The organism is Streptomyces sp. NPDC002055 (assembly GCF_040296705.1).
Lineage (GTDB): Bacteria > Actinomycetota > Actinomycetes > Streptomycetales > Streptomycetaceae > Streptomyces.
Genome location: NZ_JBEOXS010000050.1, coordinates 35,370 through 53,842, shown reverse-complemented (window position 1 = coordinate 53,842; position 18,473 = coordinate 35,370). Strand labels below are relative to the sequence as shown.

Annotated in this window: 18 protein-coding genes; 14 read left to right on the top strand and 4 right to left on the bottom strand. The window is 71.7% G+C overall.

Going from position 1 to position 18,473, the window contains the following annotated elements; all coding sequences use genetic code 11:
* Positions 1-532: 532 nt before the first annotated feature.
* The 7 genes from ABT112_RS26280 to ABT112_RS26250 all read left to right on the top strand — a co-directional run bounded on the left by ABT112_RS26280 (position 533) and on the right by ABT112_RS26250 (position 6,381).
* On the top strand, positions 533-925 hold the full coding sequence (locus ABT112_RS26280) for a cell division protein SepF (protein WP_351513585.1): 393 nt from the start codon (positions 533-535) through the stop codon (positions 923-925).
* Positions 926-1,010: 85 nt separating this feature from the next.
* On the top strand, positions 1,011-2,153 hold the full coding sequence (locus ABT112_RS26275; protein WP_351513584.1) for an AAA family ATPase: 1,143 nt from the start codon (positions 1,011-1,013) through the stop codon (positions 2,151-2,153).
* A gap of 272 nt (positions 2,154-2,425) precedes the next feature.
* A complete protein-coding gene (locus tag ABT112_RS26270) occupies positions 2,426-2,800 on the top strand; it encodes a nucleotide pyrophosphohydrolase (RefSeq protein ID WP_351513596.1) in 375 nt (124 codons plus the stop codon).
* Between the two features lie 165 nt (positions 2,801-2,965).
* Positions 2,966-3,442, top strand: a complete 477-nt coding sequence (locus ABT112_RS26265) for a DUF6099 family protein (protein ID WP_351513594.1) — start codon at positions 2,966-2,968, stop codon at positions 3,440-3,442.
* Positions 3,443-3,539: 97 nt separating this feature from the next.
* The gene (locus tag ABT112_RS26260; RefSeq protein ID WP_351513582.1) at positions 3,540-4,463 is read left to right on the top strand and encodes an LLM class F420-dependent oxidoreductase; all 924 of its coding nucleotides are present in this window, start codon (positions 3,540-3,542) and stop codon (positions 4,461-4,463) included.
* A gap of 308 nt (positions 4,464-4,771) precedes the next feature.
* A complete protein-coding gene (mmuM, locus tag ABT112_RS26255) occupies positions 4,772-5,770 on the top strand; it encodes a homocysteine S-methyltransferase (RefSeq protein ID WP_502975446.1) in 999 nt (332 codons plus the stop codon).
* Between the two features lie 227 nt (positions 5,771-5,997).
* Positions 5,998-6,381 carry a hypothetical protein gene (locus ABT112_RS26250; RefSeq protein WP_351513578.1) on the top strand — a complete coding sequence of 128 codons (384 nt, stop codon included), beginning with the start codon at positions 5,998-6,000 and terminating at the stop codon, positions 6,379-6,381.
* A gap of 310 nt (positions 6,382-6,691) precedes the next feature.
* Here ABT112_RS26250 and ABT112_RS26245 read toward each other — a convergent pair whose 3' ends face one another.
* The 3 genes from ABT112_RS26245 to ABT112_RS26235 form a co-directional block, all read right to left on the bottom strand.
* Positions 6,692-7,162 (bottom strand): GNAT family N-acetyltransferase, encoded by a 471-nt coding sequence (locus ABT112_RS26245; protein ID WP_351513576.1) that lies wholly within the window; start codon positions 7,160-7,162, stop codon positions 6,692-6,694.
* Positions 7,163-7,441: 279 nt separating this feature from the next.
* Positions 7,442-7,600 (bottom strand): hypothetical protein, encoded by a 159-nt coding sequence (locus ABT112_RS26240; RefSeq protein ID WP_351513574.1) that lies wholly within the window; start codon positions 7,598-7,600, stop codon positions 7,442-7,444.
* Between the two features lie 41 nt (positions 7,601-7,641).
* On the bottom strand, positions 7,642-7,881 hold the full coding sequence (locus ABT112_RS26235; protein ID WP_351513573.1) for a hypothetical protein: 240 nt from the start codon (positions 7,879-7,881) through the stop codon (positions 7,642-7,644).
* Between the two features lie 155 nt (positions 7,882-8,036).
* Between ABT112_RS26235 and ABT112_RS26230 the strand changes: the two genes are divergently transcribed.
* From ABT112_RS26230 to argF, 5 genes are all read left to right on the top strand, one after another.
* Positions 8,037-9,206 carry a helix-turn-helix domain-containing protein gene (locus ABT112_RS26230; protein WP_351513571.1) on the top strand — a complete coding sequence of 390 codons (1,170 nt, stop codon included), beginning with the start codon at positions 8,037-8,039 and terminating at the stop codon, positions 9,204-9,206.
* A 287-nt stretch (positions 9,207-9,493) separates the two neighbouring features.
* Positions 9,494-10,042, top strand: coding sequence for a PadR family transcriptional regulator (locus tag ABT112_RS26225; protein WP_351513569.1), 549 nt, complete (start codon positions 9,494-9,496; stop codon positions 10,040-10,042).
* 48 nt (positions 10,043-10,090) lie between these two features.
* The gene (locus ABT112_RS26220; protein ID WP_351513567.1) at positions 10,091-11,812 is read left to right on the top strand and encodes an acyl-CoA dehydrogenase family protein; all 1,722 of its coding nucleotides are present in this window, start codon (positions 10,091-10,093) and stop codon (positions 11,810-11,812) included.
* 80 nt (positions 11,813-11,892) lie between these two features.
* Entirely contained in the window at positions 11,893-13,119 is a 1,227-nt protein-coding gene (locus ABT112_RS26215) for an arginine deiminase (RefSeq protein ID WP_351513566.1), read from the top strand.
* Between the two features lie 194 nt (positions 13,120-13,313).
* Positions 13,314-14,321, top strand: coding sequence for an ornithine carbamoyltransferase (gene argF, locus ABT112_RS26210; RefSeq protein ID WP_351513564.1), 1,008 nt, complete (start codon positions 13,314-13,316; stop codon positions 14,319-14,321).
* Positions 14,322-14,371: 50 nt separating this feature from the next.
* On the opposite strand, the gene ABT112_RS26205 is transcribed toward argF, so the two are convergent.
* Positions 14,372-14,794 carry an ATP-binding protein gene (locus tag ABT112_RS26205; protein ID WP_351513562.1) on the bottom strand — a complete coding sequence of 141 codons (423 nt, stop codon included), beginning with the start codon at positions 14,792-14,794 and terminating at the stop codon, positions 14,372-14,374.
* Positions 14,795-15,120: 326 nt separating this feature from the next.
* On the opposite strand from ABT112_RS26205, the gene ABT112_RS26200 reads away from it, so the two are divergent.
* Together ABT112_RS26200 and ABT112_RS26195 are read left to right on the top strand one after the other, a co-directional pair.
* Positions 15,121-15,948: an enoyl-CoA hydratase family protein gene (locus ABT112_RS26200; protein WP_351513560.1), complete on the top strand. Its 828-nt coding sequence runs from the start codon at positions 15,121-15,123 to the stop codon at positions 15,946-15,948.
* A 32-nt stretch (positions 15,949-15,980) separates the two neighbouring features.
* Positions 15,981-18,407, top strand: coding sequence for an oxidoreductase (locus ABT112_RS26195; protein ID WP_502975448.1), 2,427 nt, complete (start codon positions 15,981-15,983; stop codon positions 18,405-18,407).
* Positions 18,408-18,473 lie beyond the last annotated feature (66 nt).

Sequence of the window (18,473 nt, the reverse complement as noted above, 5' to 3'; positions counted from 1 at the left end):
GGGGGCGGCCGTCGCTCCGCGCCCTGACCCGCCGGGGGCTTTTGGGGTCCGACGTCCCGGGGGCGGCCTCCCCGGGCCCGCCGGGGGGGCCCCCCCCCCACCACTCCCGGTGGTGCGGCGGGCCCGTTCTCGCTCCCCGGGGGACGCGGAGCCCGCCCTCCGGCCGATGCGTACCGTCGGCGCCGGGACCGCGCCCGCCTCGCACGGGGCGCGCCCGCGCGGCACGGCCGGGCCACTCCGGAGCACTCCCGAGCACTCCGGAGCACTCCGGGCACTCCGGACCAAGGCCGGATTCGTGGCCCCGGGGCACGAACGGTGTTCCCATGGTGTTCAATTGGCGCTTCGTCAGAACATTCCGTCGTGGCCGGGCCCATCCTGAACGCGACGACGTGGCCGATGAGTCACCGTCCACCGGAATGGTCCTCGTCACACCGATGGCGCGCGGCATGTGTCGCTCCGCCCGATCCCGGTGCGACGGTCATTAGGCTGGCAGGATGCCGATATCCAGCCAGCTCACCCACGGGGAGGTCCGGTGAACCGGCGTGACGTCACCGATGCGCAGTGGGAGGGGCTCGCCGAAGTCGTTCCGCTGCGCGGCAGCGACGCCTGGCCGACCTGGCCGGGACACCGCACCCTTCCCGCCGACCGCGGCGGCCGGGACCCGCGCCGCTTCGTGGTGATCCGGGTACAGATCTTCGCCGACGCCCGCGAGGTGGCGGAGTACCTCATGAGGAGCACCCCGATCCTCCTCGACCTGTCCGGCACGGAGCCCGATGTCGCCAAGCGCATCCTCGACTTCGCGAGCGGAGTGGCCTTCGGCCTCAACGCCAAGATGCACCGGGTCGACACCAATGTCTTCCTGCTCACCCCGGCCGGGACCGAGGTGGAGCAGCCGCGGCTCGGGGAGGCCGCGGCGCTGGACTGACCGGCGACTCATCGGTTAACTCGATCGTAGGAAGGCCGTCCCGGCGGAACGGTTCGCCGGAACGGCCGCTGCATACCGTCCCGTCATGGATCCCACCCGTGCCCCCGTCGGGGCCGACGACCGCCCGGCCCTGTCCGAACTGCGGCTCTCCTCCTTCAAGTCCCACCGCCGGGCCGTCCTCCCGCTGAGCCCGTTCACCGTCTTCGCCGGGCCGAGCGGCAGCGGCAAGACCAGTGCCCTGCAGGCGTACACGGCACTGGCCCGGCTGGGCGGCGGCGAGCGGGTCGGGACGGCGTTCCCGGACGCCTCGGGCTGTGTGCCCGAGCGCGCCCGGCCGGACCCGCAGGGTCGGCGCGGATTCCGGATCGGCTGCACGGTCGACGGGCCGGTCGGATCGGTACGGCTCGACGTCGCCGTCCAGGCCGAGCCGGAGCTGCGGGTGGTCGGTGAGCGGCTGACCAGCGGCGGGCAGATCCTGCTCTCCACGGCGCTCCGCGATCCCGCTCGCCGTACCGTCCAGGCGGCCTGGCACACGGCCGGTTCGGTGCCGGTGACCCGGGCGCCGCTGCCGGACGACCGGCTGGCCACCGCGCTGCTGCCGTTACGGGTGGCGGGGAAGACGGTGGGACAGCGGCTGGTGCTGGCCGCCGCCGAACAGGTCGTGGTGGCGCTGCGCTCGGTCTTCGCCTGTGACCCGCGGCCGGAGCGGATGCGCGTGCCCGTCCCCCTCGGGGCGGGGCGGCTGCACGGCGGCTGCGGCAACCTGGCCGAGGTGCTGCTGCGGACCCGCGAGGAGTGCGGCACCCGGCACGCCGCACTGATCGCGGCGAGCCGGGCGGGCTGCGCGGGAGCGGTGGAGGATCTGGCGGCCCAGGAGCTCACCGACGGCACGGTCCGGGCCGTCCTCGACCGGGGAGCGCTCGGCATCACGCCGGTCGGGCGGCTCGGCGACGGCGAATTGCGCTATCTCGCCCTGGCCTTGGTGCTGTTGACGGGGCCCGGGGTGCTGGACATGGAACCGGTGGCCGAGGTCCTGCCCGCCCTGCAGGCGATGACGGTGCTCGCGGACGGCTTCGACCGCTGTCTCGACCGGCGGCAGGTGCGCGAACTGCTGTCGCTGGCGGTCCGGATGGGGGAGCGCGGCCATGTACGGCTGGTGGGGGCGGTGCAGGACCGGGCGCCCGCCGAGGGGGTGGCCGGGGTGTCGGTGGTAGACCTGGGGGTGTGAACCAGACATCCGACCCCGACTCCGGACCCGGACCCGACTGCGGAACCGGCTCCAAGTCCGTTCCCCACTCCGGTTCCGGTGCCTTTCCCGGCTCCGGCTCCGGTTCCGGATCCGGCACTGACACCGGCTCCGATTCCGGCTCCGGCATGGATTCCGGCTCCCGTTCCGGGACGGGCCCCGGAGTCGACGGTCCGGCCGGCTCGGCCGCGTCCGCCGCGGGCTCCCCGGGGCCGGCCGAGGGGGCGCCCGGCTCAGGTGGCGGGCTCACCCTCCTGGCACTGCAGCGGCGGCTCGCCGACTTCGCGGCGGCGCGCGACTGGCAGCCGTTCCACACACCGAAGAACCTGTCGGCGGCGCTGAGTGTCGAGGCGTCGGAGCTGGTGGAGATCTTCCAGTGGCTCACGCCGGAGGAGTCGGCCCGGGTGATGGAGGAGCCGGAGTCGGCCCACCGGGTGACCGACGAGGTCGCCGACGTGCTCGCGTACCTGCTCCAGTTCTGTGAGGTGCTCGGGATCGACGCCCTCACGGCGCTCGCCGCGAAGATCGACCGGAACGAGCACCGCTTCCCGGCGCCGTCCGGGCCGTCCGCGTCATCCGGGCCGACTGCGCCGTCCGCGCCGTCCTCGCCGTCCGGTGAGGGAGCCTGATCGTCACTCTTCGGAGTGGCGGGGATATCAACACGGGAACAGTTGTCCACAAATTTCGGAATCCCCCTGGCTTTTCGGCCCGTTCGGTATCACTCTGGGTAGTGGCGAGGTGACGTTCGGCCGATGGCCGTGCGAAGCGGGGCACGGGGCGAAGGGGACGGGCGGATGGACGCGGTTCGGTTGATCGGTGCCACCCGGCATGCCCTGGCGCAGTCGCGGGCGGCCGAGGAGATTGTTGCCGAGGCATGGCAGGCGCAGGCGCTGGCGCAGGCCGTGGGAAGTCATCTGGCGCTCCACGGGCCGCCGGAGCTCAGGTCCAGGGCTCACGGCCTGAGTGAATCCGGCGGCAGAGCGTGCGGTGTGCTCAGGCTTCCCGGGCAGCGGGAGGGCGGTGTGCGGGCGGCGCAGCTGTCGGGCCTGAAAGACCCGCGGAGCGTGCTCCTGGCGCTGGGCGCGCTGCTCGGGGAAGTGGGCATAGAGCTTGTGGGTGTGGCCTGCTCGGCGGACGAGGAGGCGCTCTACTGGCAGTGCATTGAGGCGATAGACGCCACCGACGAGGCGGGCGACCGCGTACACGGGCTGCTGCGGCAGCTGACGGAACGCGAGCGCTGGCAGGCGGACCCGGCGGCGGAGCCGTCATGAGCCGGCCGAGCCGTCCGGCGAGGGCCGGCGCCACGGAAGGACGGGGTGGCGCCACGGAGGTGAGGAACGGGCAGGGCGGAACAGGCACGATGGGTGCATGGACCTTCGCATCTTCACCGAGCCCCAGCAGGGCGCGAGCTACGACACCTTGCTCACCGTCGCCAAGGCCACGGAGGATCTCGGATTCGACGCTTTCTTCCGGTCGGATCACTACCTCCATATGGGCGACGCCGACGGTCTCCCCGGGCCCACCGATGCCTGGATCACCCTGGCGGGACTGGCGCGGGAGACCCGGCGGATCCGACTGGGCACTCTGATGACCGCGGCCACCTTCCGGCTGCCCGGGGTGCTGGCCGTCCAGGTGGCTCAGGTGGACCGGATGTCCGGCGGACGGGTCGAGCTGGGTCTCGGGGCCGGCTGGTTCGAGGCCGAGCACCGGGCGTACGGCATCCCCTTCCCCAAGGAGAAGTTCGCCCGGCTGGAGGAGCAGTTGGCGATCGTCACCGGTCTCTGGCGGACGGAGGTGGGCAGCCGGTTCGACTACGACGGGAAGCACTACCGGATCGAGGGCTCCCCGGCACTGCCGAAGCCCGCCCAAGCGAAGGTCCCGGTACTGATCGGCGGACACGGCGCGACCCGCACGCCGCGGCTGGCCGCCCGCTACGCCGACGAGTTCAACATCCCCTTTGCCTCCGTCGCGGACACCGAGCGACAGTTCGGCCGGGTGCGGGCAGCGGCGGAGGAGGCGGGCCGCAAGGGGGACGACCTGGTGTACTCGAACGCGCTGGTGGTGTGCGTCGGCCGGAACGACGCCGACGTCGCACGACGGGCAGCCGCCATCGGACGGGAGGTGAACGAGCTCAAGGAGAACGGTCTCGCGGGATCCCCTGCCGAGGTCGTGGAGAAGATCGGCCGCTACGGCGAGACCGGCTCCTCCCGGATCTACCTGCAGCTGCTGGATCTGCACGACCTCGACCACCTGGAACTCATCGCCTCCGCAGTGCAGTCCCAGCTCGACTGAGCCGCTGCCCACAACCTCAGAACCGCACATCTCTGCTGACCACAACCCCAGAACCCCACCCCACTCCGCTGTCTACTGCCCATGGCATGTCGCCGTTGGGGGCCTGAGTCCCTGGCGCGTTCGGCTCCTTGACGGGCGCGATCTGTGCCGGGCCTCGAAACCGGTGGCAGTCTGGACTGAAGGAGCTCTAGCTGCCCGAGCTGTGGGTCGTAGCAGCCCGAGCCACGGGGGCGCAGGAACCGGACGGCTGTGGCGCGCGGTGCCAGCCGCCGTCGGCAGCCGTGGGAGTCGTAGGAGGAGCTGTCGTGATGTCCGCTTCCGACGGACCCGGGGAGGGATTCGGACCCGTCCCCGGACCCGTCCCTGGACCCGGACCCGCGCCCGCGCCTGAGGGCGGAGGCAAGACCGGCGACGGGAGCGTGGCCGCGGCCCTGGCCCGGAGGACCGTGGTGCTCGACGGCGGTCTGTCGAACCAGCTCGCGGACCAAGGGTGCGATCTGTCGGACGCGCTCTGGTCGGCGCGGCTGCTCGCGGATGCGCCCGAGCAGATCGAGGCCGCCCACGCCGCGTACGTACGGGCGGGCGCGCGGATGCTCATCACCGCGAGCTACCAGGCGACGTACGAGGGGTTCGCCCGGCGGGGCATCGGCCGCGCGCAGACCACGGCGCTGCTGCGGCGCAGCGTCGAACTGGCCCGTCGTGCGGCGGGGGACAGGGCGGACGTGTGGGTAGCGGCCTCCGTGGGGCCGTACGGCGCGATGCTCGCGGACGGCAGTGAGTACCGCGGTCGGTACGGGCTGAGCGTCCGTGAGCTGGAGCGCTTCCACCGGCCGCGGATCGAGGCGCTCTGTGCCGCCGGGCCGGATGTGCTCGCCCTGGAGACCGTGCCCGACATCGATGAGGCCGAGGCCCTGCTCCGGGCGGCCGAGGGGACCGGAGTGCCGGTCTGGCTGTCGTACACCGCGGCCGGTGACGCCACCCGCGCCGGGCAGCCGCTGGACCGGGCCCTGGCGCTGGCCGCCGATGCGGGCCAGGTGCTGGCCGTCGGGGTCAACTGCTGCGATCCGGCCGACGCGGACCGCGCCGTGGGCCTCGCGGCGGAGGTGAGCGGGAAGCCGGTCGTCGTCTACCCGAATAGTGGCGAGACCTGGGACGCGGAGTGGCGCGGCTGGCGGGGCGGTGTCACGTTCGACCCGGCCAGGGCCGTGGAGTGGCAGTCGGCGGGTGCCCGGCTGATCGGCGGGTGCTGCCGGGTGGGGCCGGACCGGATCGCCGCCGTCGCCCGCCGGCTGGACGCCGTGCGGTGAGAGCCACCGCGGCCGGCGCCCCGCTCGGCACGGCCGGCCGCCCCGCCCGCAGCTCGACGGGGAGGACACCGGACCTGCTCGCATGAGGGGAGGGGACACTGGCCCTGCCCGCGTCGGAAGGGGACGCCGCGGGGGAACTCCGCGCACGCGGTGCATGCGGACCGCAACGTCCAGCGGATCCACCAGCGCCTGTCCGGCGGACCTCGGAGCAGTAGGGTCATACCCTCATGAAGGCCATGATCTTGCTGTTCGCTGTGTTCGTCGTCTTCGTCGTGCCGACTTCCCTGGTCTGGCTGCTGGGGCGGCGAGCGCGGGTCGCCCGCTGGATGCTGGTCGTGTTCTTGCTGGCCGGGTGGCTGACGGTGTGCGTCGGCTGGGTCCTCTCGCAGCGCGCGAAGCCGTCCCTCTTTCCGGATACATCACCCTGCTACGGCACGCGTACCACTCCTGTCTCGCAGTACTTCCCGCCCGACTCGTTCTGCCGCCACGCGGACGGGGAGTTGCGGACGGTCAATGGGCCGAACGCCAAGCTCGTGTTCTGGACCGCCGCCAACACCACCTTGGCGATGACGATTGCCGCCGCCTTCGTACGGCATCGTCAACGAGCCTGATCGCGGTCGCCTCGCCAGGCGCGCCCCGGGCCTCGGCCGCCCCCGTCGTCGGGCAGCCGAGTCACACCAAGGCGTTCCGGTTGCCCGTCGCTTGGAAGCCCAGCCGGCATCGAGGCTGCTTGATCCGGCTGCGCAGATCAGGAACGAAGCCGGAGACGGATCGAGGCTACGGTGATGTGCCATGGACAATGCAGGCGCGCTTGTCTTACCTCGTGGCCACCGCCCGGGAGTTCTTGAGCGATCTCCCCGCCCCATGATCATTCCAACGAATCGGGACCCGGGGGCGGTCACCGGATGTGCCGGACAGGCCTCAGCCCAACTCCAACTCCCCGACCGTCTGGTCCCCGCTCGTCTCCCCCGTCGGCCGGAACCCCAGTCCCAAGTAGAAACCCTCGGGGCCGTCCTCACCCGGGTGCCAGGTCGCGGTCAGGCGGGTGCCGCCGCGGCGGCGGATTTCAGCGGCCACGGACTCGACCGCGAAGCGGCCATAACCGCGGCCCTGCTCGCCGGCTGCGATATTGAGCCGCCACAACCCCGAGCGGATGTCGGCGCCTGTGCCGTCGCCCGCGAAGTCGATGTCGAGGAAGGCCATGAGGAAGCCAACGGGCCGGTCACCGTCGAAGATGAGACGGGGCCAAGCCACGTCCGGGTGCACATAGGCCTCAGCGAGAGATTTCACGACCGGTGCGACCAAGTGCTCTTGGTCGGGGCGCACCTTCAGGCCGATGGCAACGTCGACATTGGCGGCAGTGACCGTTGCCAACCGGAGCGTAGTCGTCATGCGGAAACAGTAAGCCGCCGGTCAATCGGTTTTCCCGGCGCCTCACACCTCTCACAGACAGCCCCCGCCGGTTTTCTCCCTGCTCCACGCGGTGGCCCACGACTCACGACGTCACACAGGGCACCGCAACCCGGCGCTGGACGAAAGAGATAGGGGCCCCGGACCGCAGGCGCACCGCCCCGGACACCATGCGTGGTGGGAGGAGAACTCGACCGACCATACTCGGGCAACACAACTGATCCCCACCCCGGTCGAATTGGGGTGGGGATCAGGTGCTGGTCAGGCGGAATCCGGCTCACCTAAGAGGAGTTCGTCCCCGGCGGGGAAGCGCGCCGAACCACCTTCCTCCCAGGTGACCACCACGGCTAACCCGCCCATCGGACCGAGCGCCGTGGTCGCCTTCTTGACCGTGCGCCAATGCCCCTCGTAGCCGATCACGTCGCCCGAGGTGATGAGGGCTGCGCGCTTCGTAGGGATGCTTAAGGGTTCTCGACGGGGCGGATGTGCTTCAAAGGGACGTCCCATTCCATGCCACCGCCCTCCGGCCGCAGAAACGCCGTACGGCTGATGAGCTTGCTGCCTTCCTTGGTGCGCTCCTCGATCACGCCGTGAAGTTCGCCAGTGCGCTTCGAGAGCGTGTCCTCAACGAGCCTCCCCAGCGGATAGGGCAGGTCGCCGTGGCTGAGCGTCGTCGGTGGCTTCTCGTATGTCTGTGCCATGATCCCTCGTCCCACCTGGGCATACGTGTGTCACCCAAGAGAACTGCCGCCGTGCAAGATGAACTTGCACACCGCTTGCACAGCACCAGGGCGCAGGAGTGGCCGCGGTGGGACGATGGGCCGTAACGGAAGTTGAGCGGGGAAGGCGCAAACGTATGAGCGCGACCAAGATTCCCGGACCCGGTGCGAACGTGGCCGTCTGCCGCAAGGCGCGCGGCCTGAGTCAGGTTGCCCTCGCCCGCCGGGCCAGCATCTCTGTCTCACTGCTCAGCAAGATCGAGGTGGGCGACCGCGCGCTGACGCAGGGCACTGCCGCCGACCTGGCACGAGCCATGCGGATGACGCTCGACGAGCTGCTCGGTACTGCCCCGGTCGAGGGTGCCGACGAGAACAGCCTTACCGCCCTCAACTACGCCATCCGACGGTTCGACATCCCCGACGGCCCTCCGCCCCACCCCGAGGATCTGCCGCGCGAGCTGGCCGAGCTGAACGAGCACCGTTACCGGACCGAGCTGTCGGCCGTGTTGCAGAAGACCCCGGGCGTGCTGGCCCGTACAACCGACTTCGCCCACGCCACCCAGTCGCCGGACGCTTGGACACGCGTCGCCGACACGTACTCGGTCGTGTACTGGCTGGCCGCCCGACACCGGTGGATGCACCTCGCCGAACTGGCGGTCATGAAGCAGCGGTTGGCCGCCGAACGCGCGAACCCGATTGCCGTCACGGTGGCCGCCCGGGACGAGGCCGGGGCCTTCCTCAACTCCGGTGATTTCGCCGGGGGGTTGGCCATCGTGGACCGCGCGATCGTCGAGGCCGAGACCATCTTGAACGGCCGCGACCGCGCGTTCGGCTTGGGCATCCTGCACCTGCGCGGGCTGACGCTGGCCGGTCGGATCAAGGACAAGGCCACCGCGCGCCAGCACATCGAGGCCGCGTGGCGTACGGTCGAGGAGTACGGCGTTGACGCCGACGAGCACGGTATCCACTTCGGGCCCGACCAGACCGCGACGCATGTCATCTCGACGTACTCCGACATGGACCAGCACCGCACCGCGCTGGACACCGCCGACGACCTATTCCGGGGCGGCACGTCTCTTCCCGCGACCCGGATCGGCCCTCTGCGCATGAACCTTGGCCGGTCACATCTGGCGCTGGGCGACCGTGACTCCGCGCTCGAATCGCTCGAAGCGGCCTGGGATGTCTCGCCCGAGATGGCCCGGGTGCACCCGACGTCCCAAGAGCTGATGCGCGTGCTGACCTCGCTGCACCGCCGGAGCAACCCGCGCTTGACCCGCCTCGCCAAGCGCGCGGGCGTGCCCTTCTGATGGGCGAAGCCCCGGAGGCCGTGACGGGCTCCGGGACTTCCGCGCGTTCAGAGCGCGCCGGGGGCAGACAGCACCAGAAGGCACAGCGGCAGAGTGCCGCCGAAGGTGCCTCCTCCGGCGACCGCGGCCGCTCCCACCCGGAGCCGGCAGCCGGCCTGCTGGCGCCCACCCGCCGACTGGTCGTCGACACCGGGGACGAGCCCCCTCCCCACCACCGGAGTGAGCCGTGTCTCATCCGGACCAGGCCCCCTTGTCTATGCAACGAGTTGCATAGCAGGGTGTGGGGCATGGCCCTCGAGCACGCGATCCTCGTCTCCCTGCTGGAGCAGCCGGGGTCCGGCTACGAGCTGGCCCGGCGGTTCGACCGGTCCATCGGGCACTTCTGGACCGCGACCCACCAGCAGATCTACCGCGTCCTCAAGCGCATGGAGGGCGACGGCTGGATCGACGTCCACGAGGTGCCCCAGGAGGGGCGCCCGGACAAGAAGACCTACTCCGTCGCCGCTCCGGGCCGGGCCGCGCTCTCGGACTGGCTGCACGAACCCGTCGAGCCCGAGAGCGTCCGCCACGACCTGGCGGTGAAGATCCGCGGCGCGGCCTTCGACGACCCGGCCGCGCTGATCGCCGAGGTGGAGCGCCACCGGAAGGCGCACGCCGACCGGCTCGACCGCTACCTCGCGGGGGAGCGGCGGGACTTCCCGGATCCCGGCGCGCTCGACACCGGCCAGGAGCTCCAGCACGTGGTGCTGCGCGGCGGCATCGAGTACGAGCGGATGACCCTCGCCTGGCTCGACGACGTCCTCGCCACCCTGCGCCGCCTCGGCGACCCGCACTGACCCGACTTCTCTTCGTCCGAACCCTCTTCCAGGAAGGTGTCCCGCACCATGGCGGACCAGCTGCTGTTCAACCCGCGCACCTACGACCCCGCCCACTTCGACCCCGAGACGCGCCGGCTGCTCCGCGCCACCGTCGACTGGTTCGAGGGGCGGGGCAAGCGGCAGCTCATCGAGGACTACCGGTCCCGGGCCTGGCTCGAGGACTTCCTCGCGTTCTCCGAGAAGGAAGGGCTGTTCGCGACCTTCCTGACCCCGTCCGCCGAGGCGGGCGACAACGGCGACAAGCGCTGGGACACCTCGCGGATCGCCGCCCTCAACGAGATATTCGGCTTCTACGGCCTCGACTACTGGTACGCCTGGCAGGTCACCATCCTCGGCCTCGGGCCGGTCTGGCAGAGCGACAACACCGCGGTCCGAGCCCGCGCCGCGGAGCTCCTCCAGCAGGGCGAGGTGTTCGCGTTCGGCCTGTCCGAGAAGGCGCACGGCGCGGACATCTACAGCACCGACATGGTGCTCACCCCGGACGCCGAGGGCGGGTTCCACGCGACCGGCTCCAAGTACTACATCGGCAACGGCAACGCGGCCGGGCTGGTCTCGGTCTTCGGCCGCCGCTCCGACATCGAGGGCCCCGAGGGCTACGTCTTCTTCGCCGCCGACAGCCGGCACCCCGACTACCACCTGGTCAAGAACGTCGTCGACTCCTCGAAGTACGTCAGCGAGTTCCGGCTGGAGGGGTACCCGGTGCGGGCCGAGGACGTGCTGCACACCGGCCGTGCCGCGTTCGACGCCGCGCTGAACACCGTCAACGTCGGCAAGTTCAACCTCTGCACCGGCGCGGTCGGCATCTGCGAGCACGCGATGTACGAGGCCGTCACCCACGCCCACAACCGGATCCTCTACGGCCGCCGGGTCACCGACTTCGCGCATGTGCGCCGTGAGCTGACCGACGCCTACGCTCGCCTGGTCGGCATGAAGCTGTTCAGCGACCGCGCCGTGGACTACTTCCGCAGCGCCGGTTCCGAGGACCGCCGTTACCTCCTCTTCAACCCGATGACGAAGATGAAGGTGACCACCGAGGGTGAGAAGGTCATCGACCTGCTCTGGGACGTCATCGCGGCCAAGGGCTTCGAGAAGGACACCTACTTCTCGCAGGCGGCCACCGAGATCCGCGGCCTGCCCAAGCTGGAGGGCACGGTCCACGTCAACCTGGCCCTGATCCTGAAGTTCATGGGGAACTACCTCCTCAACCCGGCCGAGTACGCCCCGGTGCCGACCCGGCGCGACGACGCCGACGACACCTTCCTGTTCCGTCAGGGCGCGGCCCGCGGCCTGGGCTCCATCCAGTTCCACGACTGGCGGACCGCCTACGACGCCCACGCGGACCTGCCCAACGTGGCCCGGCTGCGGGAGCAGGCGGACGCGCTGTGCACCCTGGTCACCACCGCCGCGCCGGACGCCGAGCAGGCCAAGGACCTCGATCTGCTGCTCGCGATCGGCCAGCTCTTCGCGCTCGTCGTGCACGGCCAGCTGATCCTGGAGCAGGCCGAGCTCACCGGCCTGGACCGCGACGTCCTGGACGAGCTGTTCGGCATCCTCGTCCGTGACTTCTCGGCGTACGCCGTCGAGCTGCACGGCAAGGACTCGGCGACCGACGCCCAGCAGCAGTGGGCGCTCGGCGCGGTCCGCCGCCCGGTCACCGACACCGAGCGCACCGCTCGCGTCTGGGCGCAGGTCGAGGCGCTGTCCGACGCCTACGAGATGCGGCCATGAGCCGGTGAAGTCCAGCCCTTGAGCCCGTGAAATCGGGCTCGACAGGCGCGCGGGCCGCCCGTCTCGGCCAGGATGGAGCCATGGCGTTCCATGTGGATTCCGAGGCCGGGCGGCTCCGCCGCGTCATCCTGCACCGCCCCGACCTGGAACTGAAGCGGCTCACTCCCAGCAACAAGGACGCGCTGCTCTTCGACGACCTGTTGTGGGTGCGCAGGGCGCGGCAGGAGCACGACGGCTTCGCGGACGTGCTGCGGGATCTGGGCATCGAGGTGCACCTCTTCGGCGATCTGCTCGCCGAGACCCTGGAGGTCCCGGAGGCGCACAGGATGATCCTGGACCGGGTCTTCCAGGAGAAGGAGTACGGCCCGCTCGCCACCGAGCACCTGCGGGCCGCCTTCGACGAACTGCCGATCCCCGACCTGGTGGAGGCGCTCGTCGGCGGCATGACGAAGCGGGAGTTCCTGGAGCGGCACGCCGAGCCGGTCTCCGTCCGCTTCCACGTCATGGACCTGGACGACTTCCTTCTCGCCCCGCTCCCCAACCACCTCTTCACCCGCGACACCTCGGCCTGGGTCTACGACGGTGTCTCGATCAATGCGATGCGCTGGCCCGCGCGGCAGCGCGAGACGATGCACTTCGAGGCGATCTACCGGCACCACCCGCTGTTCACCCAGTCCGGCGCCTTCCATGTCTGGTCCGAGGGGCAGAGCGCCTACCCGTCGACCATCGAGGGCGGCGACGTGCTCGTCATCGGCAACGGGGCGGTGCTGATCGGCATGAGCGAGCGGACCACCCCGCAGGCGGTGGAGATGCTGGCCCGCGGTCTGTTCGCGGCGGGCTCGGCCACGACCATCGTGGCGCTCGACATGCCCAAGGCGCGCGCCTTCATGCACCTGGACACGGTGATGACGATGGTCGACGGGGACACCTTCACCCAGTACGCGGGGCTGGGCGAGCTCCGCTCGTACACCATCGAGCCGGGCTCCGGGGAGCGGGAGCTCAAGGTCACCGACCATCCGCCGGAGCACATGCACCGGGCGATCGCCGCCGCGCTCGGTCTGGACGGCATCCGGGTGCTCACCGCCACCCAGGACGTGCACTCGGCGGAGCGGGAGCAGTGGGACGACGGCTGCAACGTGCTCGCCGTGGAGCCGGGCGTGGTGGTCGCCTACGAGCGGAACGCCACCACCAACACCTTCCTCCGCAAGCGAGGCGTCGAGGTCATCACCATCCCCGGGAGCGAGCTGGGCCGGGGCCGGGGCGGGCCGCGCTGCATGAGCTGCCCGGTCGAGCGGGACCCTGTGTAGGGCCGGGACCTCTGTGGCGCCGGGACCCCGGGGAGTACCGGTACCCCGGGGGCGCGGAGGATGGGGTTCCGCGGGCAGGCCGTGCACACCGGGCCCGCATGGAGGCCCGTATAGAGATGCGGGGTGTCGTATATACTTCCAGTATTCGATCCCCTGATCCGTCACCGACCGATCCGTGACCGAGGAGCCCCACCATGGCGACAGACCTCTCGGGCCGCCACTTCCTCAAGGAGCTGGACTTCACCGCCGAGGAGTTCCGGCACCTCGTCGAGCTCGCGGCCCGGCTGAAGGCCGCCAAGCGGGCGGGGACCGAGGAGCCGCGGCTGCGCGGCCGGAACATCGCCCTGATCTTCGAGAAGACCTCCACCCGGACCCGCTGCGCCTTCGAGGTCGCGGCGGCCGACCAGGGCGCCTCCACCACGTATCTCGACCCGTCGGGATCGCAGATCGGGCACAAGGAGTCGGTGCGGGACACCGCCCGGGTGCTGGGCCGGATGTTCGACGGCATCGAGTACCGCGGGCACGGCCAGGAGGTCGTCGAGGAGCTGGCCGCGGCGGCCGGTGTGCCGGTCTTCAACGGTCTGACGGACGAGTGGCACCCCACCCAGATGCTGGCCGACGTGCTCACCATGACCGAGCACAGCGACCGGCCCCTGGCGGAGACCGCCTTCGCCTACCTCGGCGACGCCCGCTACAACATGGGCAACTCCTACCTCGTCACCGGCGCGCTGCTCGGCATGGACGTGCGGATCGTCGCACCGAAGTCGCTCTGGCCCGCAGGCGACGTGATCGCCCGCGCCCGTGCGCTGGCGGCGGACAGTGGCGCCCGGGTGACCCTCACCGAGGACGTGGCCGAGGGCGTGCGGGGCGCGGACTTCGTCACCACCGACGTCTGGGTGTCCATGGGGGAGCCCAAGGAGGTCTGGGACGAGCGGATCGCCCTGCTCACCCCGTACGCCGTGACCATGGACGTGCTGCGGGCCACCGGCCGGCCCGACGTGAAGTTCCTGCACTGCCTGCCGGCCTTCCACGACCTGGGCACCGCGGTCGGCCGGGAGATATACGAGCGGCACGGGCTGACCTCGCTGGAGGTCACGGACGAGGTGTTCGAATCGGAGCACTCCGTCGTCTTCGACGAGGCGGAGAACCGGATGCACACCATCAAGGCCGTCCTCGTCGCCACCCTCGCCGGGCCGGAGTAGCGGGCGGGGGAGAGCGCAGGCCCGGGGCGGCGAGGCGCCGCCGCCGTGGGTCAGCGCGGCTCGCCCGGCGGGTGCAGCGTGAACCAGACCGCCTTCCCTCGCGGGGTCGCGCGGTAGCCCGCGCGCGAGCTGAGCGCGCGGATCAGCACCAGGCCGCGCCCCCGCTCCTCCAGGGCGTGTGGATCCGACTCCGGGTTCTTCAGGTCCCCGGGCGGGGCCGGGTTGCGGTCGTGCACCTCGATCCGGCAGCCCCCGGTCAGCAGCTCCACCACCAGGACGACCGACTGGTCGCCGGGGGTGTGCTGGATGGCGTTGGTCACCAGTTCGGCCGTGAGGAGTTCCGCGGTGTCGCGGTCGGCCGGTTCGTCCAGCTCCGCCAGGGCGTCACGGACCAGGGATCGGGCCATCGGCACGGCCGCGGCGGTGTGGGGCAGCTCGAACTGCCAGAAGGTCGGGGAGTCGGCGTCAGGCACGAAGGATTCCGGTCGGTCGGGGGGATGGGGATCTCTGCGACGTTCCACCGTAGGAACGGGCGCCCGTGGTCCGGCAGGGGTCGCCGGACCGCCCTCCATGGGACCGAGGTCCCGAATCGGACGGGCCTTCCGCCCCCGCGGCGGCTGCGGTCGGCCATCGCCCAGGCGCTCTGCTCCGCCCAGCGGTGGCCCCGGTGCTCCGGAGCCGGGGACCGGTCCGCCCGGCGCCACCGGCTGTCTTATGTCGTACTCATGACGACAGTCACGCATCGGTGATAGCTTCGCAGGGCAGGTACCAGCCGCCCGGCTGAAGGAGGCCGTACTCCATGAGTCCGTTCACCGGTTCCGCCCGGACGACCGAGGAGTGGCGGCATCTCCGCCTCACCCGGGACGGCGGCGTCGCCACGGTCACCCTGGCCCGCCCCGAGAAGCTCAACGCGCTGACCTTCGGCGCCTACGCCGACCTGCGCGACCTGATCGCGGAACTCGCCCGCGACGGCTCCGTACGGGCCCTGGTGCTCGGCGGCGAGGGGCGCGGATTCTGCTCCGGCGGCGACGTCGACGAGATCATCGGCGCCACCCTCGCCATGGACACCGGCGAGCTGCTGGACTTCAACCGGATGACCGGCCAGGTCGTCCGCGCGCTGCGCGAGTGCCCCTTCCCGGTGATCGCCGCGGTGCACGGCGTCGCCGCGGGCGCGGGAGCGGTCCTCGCGCTGGCGGCCGACTTCCGGGTCGCCGACCCGTCGGCCCGCTTCGCGTTCCTCTTCACCAAGGTGGGGCTCTCCGGCGGGGACATGGGCGCGGCCTATCTGCTGCCCCGCGTCGTCGGCCTCGGACACGCCACCCGGCTGCTGATGCTCGGCGAACCGGTGCGTGCCCCGGAGGCCGAGCGCATCGGCCTGATCAGCACCCTCGCCGAGGAGGGCCGGGCGGGAGCGGAAGCCGCCGCGCTGGCCCGCCGGCTCGCCGAGGGGCCGGCCCTCGCCCACGCCCAGACCAAGGCGCTGCTCACCGCCGAGCTCGACATGCCGCTCGCCGCCGCCGTGGAGATGGACGCGGCCACCCAGGCGCTGCTGATGAACAGTGCCGACTACGCCGAGTTCCACGCCGCCTTCAGCGAGAAGCGGCAGCCGAAGTGGCAGGGCAGGTAGCCGTGCCGGGGCGGAGCGCCGCGGCCGGGCCGCTGCGGGTCGCGGTCATCGGCGGCGGGCCCGGCGGCCTCTACGCGGCGGCACTGCTGAAACGCCTCGACCCGGCCCGGGAGATCACCGTCTGGGAGCGCAACGCCCCCGACGACACCTTCGGCTTCGGCGTCGTCCTCTCCGACGAGACCCTCGGCGGTATCGAACACGCCGACCCCCAGGTCTTCCAGGAGCTGCGGAAGGCATTCGTCCGCTGGGACGACATCGACGTCGTCCACCGCGGCCGCACCCTCACCTCCGGCGGTCACGGCTTCGCGGCCCTCGGCCGCCGCACCCTCCTCGCCGTGCTGCACACGCGCTGCCGGGAGCTCGGCGTCCGGCTCCGCTTTTCCGCCGAGGCGCCGCCGCACGCCGAACTCGTCCGCGACCACGACCTGGTGATCGCCGCGGACGGCGTGCACAGCGTCACCCGGGACGCCCTGGCCGACGCCTTCCGGCCACGGATCGTCCGGCACCGCTGCCGCTACATCTGGCTCGCCGCCGACTTCGCCTTCGACGCCTTCCGCTTCGAGATCGCGGAGACCGAGCACGGGGTGATGCAGCTCCACGGCTACCCCTACGCCCGCCCCCCGTCGAAGCAGTCCGGGCTGCGGCCGCCCGTTGCGTCACCTGGCCACCACCCCTCACCGAATGCGCAGCCCCCGGACGCACCCCCCGCCCCCTCGGAGCCCGCGGCCGGCGCACCCGGTGCCAGCACGGTCATCATCGAGATGCGCGAGGAGGTCTGGCGCCGTGCGGGTCTGGACCGGTGCGGGGAGGCGGAGTCCGCCGAGCGCTGCGCGAAGATCTTCTCCGACGCGCTCGGCGGCCGCGGACTGCGCGGCAACCGCTCCACCTGGATCTCCTTCGCCACCGTCACCAACGAGCGCTGGAGCCACGGCCGTACGGTCCTGCTCGGCGACGCCGCCCACACCGCGCACTTCTCCATCGGCTCCGGCACCAAGCTCGCCGTCGAGGACGCCCTCGCGCTCGCCGCCTGCCTCCGGGAGCACCCCGCGCTGCCCGACGCGCTCGCCGCCTACGAGGCCGAGCGCCGCCCCGTCGTGGAGTCCACGCAGCGGGCGGCCCGCGCCAGTCTGGAGTGGTTCGAGGAACTGGACACCGTACTAGGCCAGCCGCCCCGGCAGTTCGCCTTCAACCTGCTCACCCGCAGCCGCCGCATCACCCATGACAATCTGCGGCTGCGCGACCCGGAGTTCGTCACCGCGGTCGAACGCGACGTGCTGCCGGACACCGCGCCCGGCGACGCCGGAGCGTCCGCCACCCCGCCGATGTTCACCCCGTTCCGGCTGCGCGGACTCACCCTGCGCAACCGGGTCGTGGTGTCCCCGATGGACATGTACTCCACCGAGGACGGCACCCCCGGCGACTTCCACCTGATGCACCTGGGCTCCCGCGCCCTGGGCGGCGCCGGGCTGGTGATGACCGAGATGGTCTGCGTCGCCCCGGAGGGCCGGATCACCCCCGGGTGCGCCGGGCTCTGGACCGCCGGGCACGAGGCGGCGTGGCAGCGCATCACCGACTTCGTCCACCGGCAGTCACCCGGCGCGGCGGTCGGGGTGCAGCTCGGCCACGCGGGGCGCAAGGGCTCCACCCGGCTGATGTGGGAGGGCATCGACCAGCCGCTGCCGCACGGCAACTGGCCCCTGGTCGCGGCCTCCCCGCTGCCGTACCGGGACGGCGTGAACCAGGTGCCCCGGGAACTCGACGCCGCCGGACTGGCCGGGATCCGCGAGCAGTTCACCGACGCGGCCCGGCGCGCCGCCCGCGCCGGCTTCGACCTCCTCGAACTGCACTGCGCCCACGGCTATCTGCTCTCCGGCTTCCTGTCGCCGCTCACCAACCGGCGCACCGACGGTTACGGGGGCGACCTGGCGGGACGGCTGCGCTATCCCCTGGAAGTCTTCGACGCGGTACGGGAGGTGTGGCCGGACGACCGCCCGATGACCGTGCGGATCTCCGCCACCGACTGGGCCGAGGGCGGCACCACCGCGGAGGATGCCGTGGAGATCGCCCGCGCCTTCCACGCGCACGGCGCCGACGCACTCGACGTCTCCACCGGCCAGGTCGTCCCCGACGAGCGCCCGGAGTACGGCCGCTCCTACCAGACCCCCTACGCCGACCGGATCCGCAACACCCTCGGCGTGCCGGTCATAGCGGTCGGCGCCATCTCCTCCTGGGACGACGTCAACTCCCTGGTGCTCGCGGGCCGCGCCGACCTGTGCGCGCTGGCCCGGCCGCACCTCTACGACCCGCACTGGACGCTGCACGCCGCCGCGGACCAGGGCTACAGCGGCCCCGGAGCGCCCTGGCCGCTGCCCTACGCCGCGGGCAGCCGCACACCCCCGACCGGCCGGACCGACGCCCCGAAGCCACGCCTGACACTGGACGCCCCGACGGCCGGCTGACGGCTGACGGGGGGCGGGATGACGGGGGAACGCACCCGGTCCCGCATGAGCACCGTCGCGCGCCCC

Coding starts and splice junctions, on each gene's coding strand:
- ABT112_RS26215 (WP_351513566.1), top strand. CDS start 11,893: ATGGCGTTCCATGTGGATTCCGAGGCCGGGCGGCTCCGCCGCGTCATC.
- ABT112_RS26220 (WP_351513567.1), top strand. CDS start 10,091: ATGGCGGACCAGCTGCTGTTCAACCCGCGCACCTACGACCCCGCCCAC.
- mmuM (WP_502975446.1), top strand. CDS start 4,772: ATGTCCGCTTCCGACGGACCCGGGGAGGGATTCGGACCCGTCCCCGGA.
- ABT112_RS26250 (WP_351513578.1), top strand. CDS start 5,998: ATGAAGGCCATGATCTTGCTGTTCGCTGTGTTCGTCGTCTTCGTCGTG.
- ABT112_RS26200 (WP_351513560.1), top strand. CDS start 15,121: ATGAGTCCGTTCACCGGTTCCGCCCGGACGACCGAGGAGTGGCGGCAT.
- ABT112_RS26260 (WP_351513582.1), top strand. CDS start 3,540: ATGGACCTTCGCATCTTCACCGAGCCCCAGCAGGGCGCGAGCTACGAC.
- ABT112_RS26230 (WP_351513571.1), top strand. CDS start 8,037: ATGAGCGCGACCAAGATTCCCGGACCCGGTGCGAACGTGGCCGTCTGC.
- ABT112_RS26275 (WP_351513584.1), top strand. CDS start 1,011: ATGGATCCCACCCGTGCCCCCGTCGGGGCCGACGACCGCCCGGCCCTG.
- ABT112_RS26265 (WP_351513594.1), top strand. CDS start 2,966: ATGGACGCGGTTCGGTTGATCGGTGCCACCCGGCATGCCCTGGCGCAG.
- argF (WP_351513564.1), top strand. CDS start 13,314: ATGGCGACAGACCTCTCGGGCCGCCACTTCCTCAAGGAGCTGGACTTC.
- ABT112_RS26245 (WP_351513576.1), bottom strand. CDS start 7,162: ATGACGACTACGCTCCGGTTGGCAACGGTCACTGCCGCCAATGTCGAC.
- ABT112_RS26225 (WP_351513569.1), top strand. CDS start 9,494: ATGGCCCTCGAGCACGCGATCCTCGTCTCCCTGCTGGAGCAGCCGGGG.
- ABT112_RS26235 (WP_351513573.1), bottom strand. CDS start 7,881: ATGGCACAGACATACGAGAAGCCACCGACGACGCTCAGCCACGGCGAC.